This is a genomic window from Streptomyces sp. NPDC002490 (assembly GCF_040296045.1).
GTDB lineage: Bacteria > Actinomycetota > Actinomycetes > Streptomycetales > Streptomycetaceae > Streptomyces.
Window position 1 is genome coordinate 48221 of record NZ_JBEOWM010000044.1, and the last position, 6220, is coordinate 54440.

Annotated in this window: 6 protein-coding genes; 4 read left to right on the forward strand and 2 right to left on the reverse strand. The window is 76.4% G+C overall.

The features are described 5' to 3' along the window. Window positions 1–8: 8 nt before the first annotated feature. Window positions 9–875, reverse strand: a complete 867-nt coding sequence (locus ABT092_RS24460) for a Nif3-like dinuclear metal center hexameric protein (RefSeq protein ID WP_351247341.1) — start codon at window positions 873–875, stop codon at window positions 9–11. Between the two features lie 265 nt (window positions 876–1140). Here ABT092_RS24460 and ABT092_RS24465 point away from each other — a divergent pair, with 265 nt between their 5' ends. Beyond that, entirely contained in the window at window positions 1141–2514 is a 1374-nt protein-coding gene (locus ABT092_RS24465) for a hypothetical protein (protein WP_351247343.1), read from the forward strand. A 62-nt stretch (window positions 2515–2576) separates the two neighbouring features. Continuing rightward, a complete protein-coding gene (locus ABT092_RS24470; RefSeq protein ID WP_351247345.1) occupies window positions 2577–2726 on the forward strand; it encodes a hypothetical protein in 150 nt (49 codons plus the stop codon). A gap of 107 nt (window positions 2727–2833) precedes the next feature. Here the strand turns inward: ABT092_RS24470 and ABT092_RS24475 are convergent, their stop codons facing one another. Further along, entirely contained in the window at window positions 2834–3910 is a 1077-nt protein-coding gene (locus tag ABT092_RS24475; protein ID WP_351247347.1) for a Zn-dependent alcohol dehydrogenase, read from the reverse strand. A gap of 306 nt (window positions 3911–4216) precedes the next feature. On the opposite strand from ABT092_RS24475, the gene ABT092_RS24480 reads away from it, so the two are divergent. Then, window positions 4217–5104: an N-acetylmuramoyl-L-alanine amidase gene (locus ABT092_RS24480; protein WP_351247349.1), complete on the forward strand. Its 888-nt coding sequence runs from the start codon at window positions 4217–4219 to the stop codon at window positions 5102–5104. A 156-nt stretch (window positions 5105–5260) separates the two neighbouring features. Continuing rightward, window positions 5261–6109 carry a hypothetical protein gene (locus ABT092_RS24485; RefSeq protein ID WP_351247351.1) on the forward strand — a complete coding sequence of 283 codons (849 nt, stop codon included), beginning with the start codon at window positions 5261–5263 and terminating at the stop codon, window positions 6107–6109. The last annotated feature ends 111 nt before the right edge of the window (window positions 6110–6220 follow it).

Consider the following 6220-nt stretch of genomic DNA (forward strand, 5'->3'; position numbering starts at 1 on the left):
CGCGGCGTTCAGTTGGGGGCTCCCGGTTCGTAGGTGGTGGCCAGTGGTGGTACGGACGCCGCGTGGGCGCTCCAGGGGTCGGTGACCGTCCGGGAGACGTAGCTGCGCAGTCCCCAGCCGTGCCGGTCGGAGAGGGCGTCGAGCTGGGCGGCGGCCAGCTCGCACCAGGGCCATTCGGTGGCCCAGTGCGCCGCGTCGAGCAGCGCGAGGGGGGTGTGTTCCCGGGCCTCGGACACCGGGTGGTGGCGCAGGTCGGCGGTGAGGAAGGCGTCCACGCCGGCGGCCCGGACCTGGTCGAAGAGGCCGTCGCCGGAGCCGCCGCTGACCGCGACGGTGCGGACCTCGGCGTCCGGGTCGCCGGCCACCCGGACGCCCTGCGCGGTGGCGGGCAGCCGGCGGGCGGCCAGCTCGGCGAGTTCGCGGACGGTCATCGGACGGTCGAGCGCGCAGATCCGCCCCAGGCCGCGGCGGCCGGCCGGATCGCTCGGATCGGGCACCAGCGGGCCGGTCACCCGCAGGTCCAGGGCGCCGGCGAGGGCGTCGGACACCCCGGGGTCGGCGCGGTCGGCGTTGGTGTGGGCGACGAACAGCGCCACGTCGTGCTTGATCAACGTGTGCACCACCCGGCCCTTGAAGTGCGAGGCGGCGACGGTGGTGGTGCCGCGCAGGTACAGCGGGTGGTGGGTGACCAGCAGGTCGGCTTCGAGCCGGACGGCCTCGTCGGCGATCTCCTGCACCGGGTCGACGGCGAACAGCACCCGGCGGACCTCGGCGTCGGGGTCGCCGCAGACGGTGCCGACCGCGTCCCACCCCTCGGCCCGCTCGGGGGGCCACAGGGCGTCGAGCGCGGCGATGACTTCAGACAGGCGGGGCACGCAGCTAGGCTACCTGGCCCCGTGCCCCACCTGGACGGCTGATCCCCGCCCGGGTCCGCGCCGTCGCCGCCGGGTCGGCCGCAGCCGGACCCGCGGGGCACTCGTACCGCGCCGCCGGGTGCCGAGCCGGCCGCCGCACCCCGGCCGTCTCCGGCGCGTTTTCGACCGGAACCCCCGATCGCCACCCTTTGTGATGAATGTCGGGCGACGCGTGCAACGTCCGTGCGTACGAAAACCTAGCTTCGTCGCCGGAGGTGACCGAACCATGACGGTCTGTGCCAGCGGGACCACTGCTGACGACGGCGAACCACCCGCACCACCCCTGCCCCCCGGTCCCGGGGGCGTCTCGGGGAGCCTGGTGATCACCGAGGACGGCGGCTACGCCGCCCGTCTGACCCGGTCCGCGGACGCCGCGGACCGCTGGTTCCCCGAACGGTGGACCTTGGACGGCCCCGAGCCGTACGCCGTTCCGCTGCCGGGGCCCCGGCCGGAGGAGCCCGGCACCGAGGTGCAGCCGATGGCGGACGGCCGGGTGCTGGTGCGGCGGCCGGTCGCGGACCGCCACGAGTTCTCGTTGGTCTACCCGACGGGACCGCGGACCGGCGAGGTGCGGCTCGGCGCCCTGGACCAGGGCCCGCGCACCGCCCGGTGGAGCCTGCTCCCGCCCGCGCCCGGCGGGACCTGCGCCTACGCCCTGGGCGCGGACACCGACCTCAGCCGGGTGTGGCGGGTGGCCGGGGGTGCGGGACCGGAGCTGGTCGCCGAGGTCCCCGGGCGCTGCTCGGGCGGCGCCTGGCTGGACCGGACGGGCCGGCTGCTGGCCCTGGACCGGACCGCGGACGGCCGCACCAAGGCGGTCTCCGTCGACCTCGGGCAGGGCGGAGCGGCGTCCCCGCTGCTCCAGATCGCCCGGGACAGCACCGACCGACTGGTGCTCGCCGATCCCGACAGCGGGCTGCTGCTGATCCGTTCCGACGCCCCTTCGCCGGGGCTGGAGCGGCTGGGCTGGGGCGTGCTGGGCAGCACCCTGCCGGTCCGCTTCCCCGACTGCCTGCGACTGCCGGGCCACCGGGTGGCGCCCTTCGCCCTGCAACCGGGACAGGCGCTGGCCCCGGAGGAGTGCGGGGTCGCCCTGCGGATCGACGGTCCGCGGGGCAGTTGGCTGGGCGTGTGGCGCGCCGCCTCCCGAACGGTGCGTCAACTCCCGCCCCCACCGGGTTGGTTGCCGGGGTCGGGACTCTGGACCCGGGACGGTGAGCTGCGGTTGCCGTACGCCACCCGGACGGTGCCGTGCGGGGTGGCCCGGCTGACGCCCGCCGCGCTGGCCGCGGCGCACCCCTCGACTCCCCCGCCCGCGACCGCCGCGCCCGGCCGTCCGGCCGCCGACGTCCCGGTCCCCGCGCCGCGGGCCGAGCACACCGGCGAGCCGCCGCCGGTCCGGTCGCGGGCCGCCGAGGACGGACGGAACGGGTCGTCCGTCGAGGGGCAACCGCATCCGGGCGGGGTGACCCTGGTGCCGTGCGGACCCGGGTCGGGCGTCTGGCCGGGGGCCGGCGCGGTGGTCGGAGTCGGCGGCCACCTCCGCCCGGTACCGCTGCAACAGGCCCCGCTCACCGGGCGGGTGCCCCTCGGCGGATGATCGGTCGCCCGCTAGAATCACCCGGCTGTTGTGAAGATCCATTGACGGGGTGAACCATGCGGATGACCGAGACCCAGACGGACCCGAGCGCCGAACCGCGCGAGGCCGTGGAGACCGCCGGACCCGGTAAGCACCGGGGTGCGGTGGCCGCCCACGATCAGGAGGAGGAACCGCACGGCCGGCACCGCAAGCCGGACTCCGCCGCGGCGTAGTCGAGCCACCGCTCCCGGCGGCCGGCGCGGGGCCCACGGGTTCCCGCCGGCCGCCCGCACGTCCCAACGGCCCCGCCCTGCGGGGCCGTTGGGGTCGGTCCACGCCTTCAGAACTCGATGCAGGTCCGCAGGGCGCTGCCCGCCCGCATCCGCGCCAACGCCTCGTTGACCTCCGCGAGCGCGATCCGGTGCGTGATCAGGCCCTCCAGGTCGATCCGTCCCGTCCGCCACAGGTCGACGGCCCGCCGGTAGGAGCGCAGCGGGTCGCCGCCGCCGTACATCGACGGCAGGATGCGCTTCTCGTCGAAGAAGAGCTCGAACATGCTGAGCCGGAGGAAGTCGTCCGGGGCGCCCGCGCCGACCACGCACAGGGTGCCCCCGCGCCGGGTGGCCTCGTAGGCGGTGCGGGCGGTGGTCGAGGTGCCGACCACCTCGAAGACGTAGTCGAAGCCCTCGCCGCCGGTGACCCGTTGCCGTGCGTCGTCGAAGCCCTCGGGGGCCACCGCCTCGGTCGCGCCGAACCGCAGCGCCGCCGCCCGGCGGTAGGCCACCGGGTCGACGGCGACCACGTGGGCGGCACCGCTGAGCCGGACGCCCTGGAGGGCGGCGAGGCCGACCCCGCCGCAGCCGACCACCGCCACCGACGAACCGGCCTCCACCCGGGCCGTGTTGAGGACCGCGCCGAGCCCGGTGGTGACCCCGCAGCCGATCAGGGCGGCGAGGTCGAAGGGCAGGTCGTCCGGGATCGGCACCGCGCCCGCCGCGTCGACGACGAGCTCCTCGGCGAAGGTGCCGCTGCCGGCGAAGCCGAAGACGGGACCGTCGGGGCGGCGGAAGTGCGGGGTGCGGGCGGCCCGGAAGCCGCTGAGGCACAGATGGGTCTGCCCCCGGGTGCAGGGTCCGCAGGACCGGCAGGCGGGCAACCACCCGATCAGGACCCGGTCCCCGGGGCGGACCGCGTCCACCCCGTCCCCGACGTCCAGGACCTCCCCGGCCCCCTCGTGGCCGGGGACGAACGGCACCGGCTGCCGCAGGGTGCCGTCCATGGCGGAGAGGTCGGAGTGGCAGAGCCCGGTCGCCCGCATCCGCACGCGCACCTTGCCGGGGCCGAACCCGACCGCCTCGACGTCGTCGTGGACCTCCAGCTGGGACTGTCCCGTCTCGTGCAGGACGGCTGCGCGCATCGCGGTGCTCCTCTCCTCGGGCGGGGTCCGTCGCGCCCGGGCGACCCGGCGGAGGCGTACCGACCGGGCGCACGCGGCGGCGGGCCGGCCCGACTCCCCTCGTGCGGACCGGCTCGATCATCGTAGAACGCAATACCGTCCGATGATTTCGCCGGTCAACCCGACGCCGCGGAGAACACTCCGAGGTGTGGGCGGCACGGCGCCGGGGCCGCCTCCGGCCGCTTCCAGGAGGTCTCGGCCACGGGTGCCCTGCGCGTCCTGCGCCGTGGAGCCGCCCCGGCGCCCCCGCGGGGTTAGGGTCGCCCCGTGCCCGAACACGTTCCCGAGCCCTCCGCCGCCCCGCCGGCCCGGCGTCGGCGCGGGCCGCTGGTGGTGGCCGTATCGGGGTGCGGCGTCCTCCTGGTGGGGGTGGCGGCCCTGGCCGGCGGGGGCGGGTCGGCCGCCGAGCGGGGGCCGGCCGGCGCTCCGGGCCGCCCGGTCGAACCGTCGACCGGCGGGGCCTTGGCCGCGGGGCCGCTGGCCGGGAAGGTGGTCGTGGTGGATCCGGGGCACAACCCGGGCAACTTCCGGCACCCCCGCGAGATCGGCCGCGAGGTCGACATCGGTACCGGGCGCAAGGCGTGCGACGCCACCGGGGCGGCGACGGGCGACGGGCCGGACGCCGCAACCGAGGCGGACTTCACCCTGGACGTGTCCCGGAGGCTGGCGGCGACGCTGCGGGAGCGGGGCGCGCGGGTGGTCCTCACGCACGACGGGGAGCGGGCCTTCGGGCCCTGCGTGGACGAACGGGCCCGGACCGGCAACGCGGCGCGCGCCGATGCCGTGGTTTCGGTCCACGCGGACGGTTCCGCACCGGGGAACCGGGGCTTCCACGTGATCCTGCCCGCCCGGGTGAAGGCCGGCGCCGCCGACACCGCCGCGATCGTCGCCCCCTCCCGCGCCCTGGGGGAGGACGTCGCCCGGGAGTTCGGGCGGGCCACCGGCAGCGCGCCCGCCAATTACCTGGGCGGCGGCACCGGCTTGGACGTGCGCGGGGACCTCGGGGGGCTCAACCTGTCCCGGGTGCCCAAGGTGTTCGTCGAGTGCGGGAACATGCGGGACCCGCAGGACGCGGCCCGGCTCGTGGACGGCGCCTGGCGCCAGCGGGCGGCGTGGGGAATCGCTGAGGGAATCATGAGTTTTCTGCGTGGGTAGTATGCCCTGCCCCGGCCTGGCAGACTCCTGCGCCGGGCCGACGATAGGGTCAGCCTACGATGGAGGGTCACCCCCCTCGCTTCCCGCCTCCGCGCGGCGGCGACACGCCCCCTTCACGAGCGACCGACCAGACGACCGACGAAGGACCTTCCTGAAGTGAACATCCGCTCCCTCACGAGAGGCGATGGCGTGGTGATCGGAGCAGCGGTGTTGCTCTTCATCGCGTCGTTCCTCGACATGTACTCGATCGACGGGGCCATGGAGAGCGCCGAGTACCCGAACGCCTGGGACAGCGGCCCCACCCTGATGAGCATGTTCCTGGCCGGCCTGATCGCCGCCGGACTGATCGTTTTCTCCCACACCCAGCCGCAGCCGCGCAAGGTGGTCGGGTTGGACCTCGGTCAGTTCGGGGTGGCCTTCGCGATCTTCTCCGCGTGGAGTGCGCTGGGCAACATCTTCGACCCGGCGGGCCCGTTCGACAGCAACGCCGCGCTGTCCCCGGACGCGGGCGCCGGACTCATCCTCGGCCTGATCGCGGCCGTGCTGCTCGCGGGCGCCGCGGTGGCGACCCCGCTGGTGCCGGCGCTGAAGGCGCCGCTGATGGGCGCCCCGCGCCCGGCTGCGGCGCCGCAGCCGTACGGTCAGCAGCCGCCCGGCGGCTACGGCTACCCGGCCGGTCCGGGCGGCCAGCAGCCGCCCTTCGGCGGTCAGCAGCCGAACGCCTTCGGCACCCCGGGCCAGCCCGCGGGTCACCAGGCGCCCCAGCCCGGCCCCGCGGCGGCGCCCGGGCCGCAGTCGTCCGGCGGGGACTTCTCGCCGTTCTGGTTCGCGGTGCCGGTGACCCGGCAGCTGTTCCCGGAGGACGGCTCGCCCAACCCGATCGCCGAGCTCACCCCGGGCACCTGGTACCTGGCCGTGGAACAGCGCGGTCCGGGTCTGGTGGCGCAGACCCAGGACGGCCGCAGGGGCGTCCTCCAGGACACCTCGGGCATCCAGCGGGGCTGATCACGGCCCCTCCCTCCGCACACGGCGTGGGGGGGGGGGGCCGCGCGGGGGGGGGGGGGGGCGCGGCGGGGGGGGGGGGGGCCGGGGGGCGGGGGGGGGGGGGGGGGGCCG

Coding starts and splice junctions, on each gene's coding strand:
- ABT092_RS24465 (WP_351247343.1), top strand. CDS start 1,141: ATGACGGTCTGTGCCAGCGGGACCACTGCTGACGACGGCGAACCACCC.
- ABT092_RS24470 (WP_351247345.1), top strand. CDS start 2,577: ATGACCGAGACCCAGACGGACCCGAGCGCCGAACCGCGCGAGGCCGTG.
- ABT092_RS24475 (WP_351247347.1), bottom strand. CDS start 3,910: ATGCGCGCAGCCGTCCTGCACGAGACGGGACAGTCCCAGCTGGAGGTC.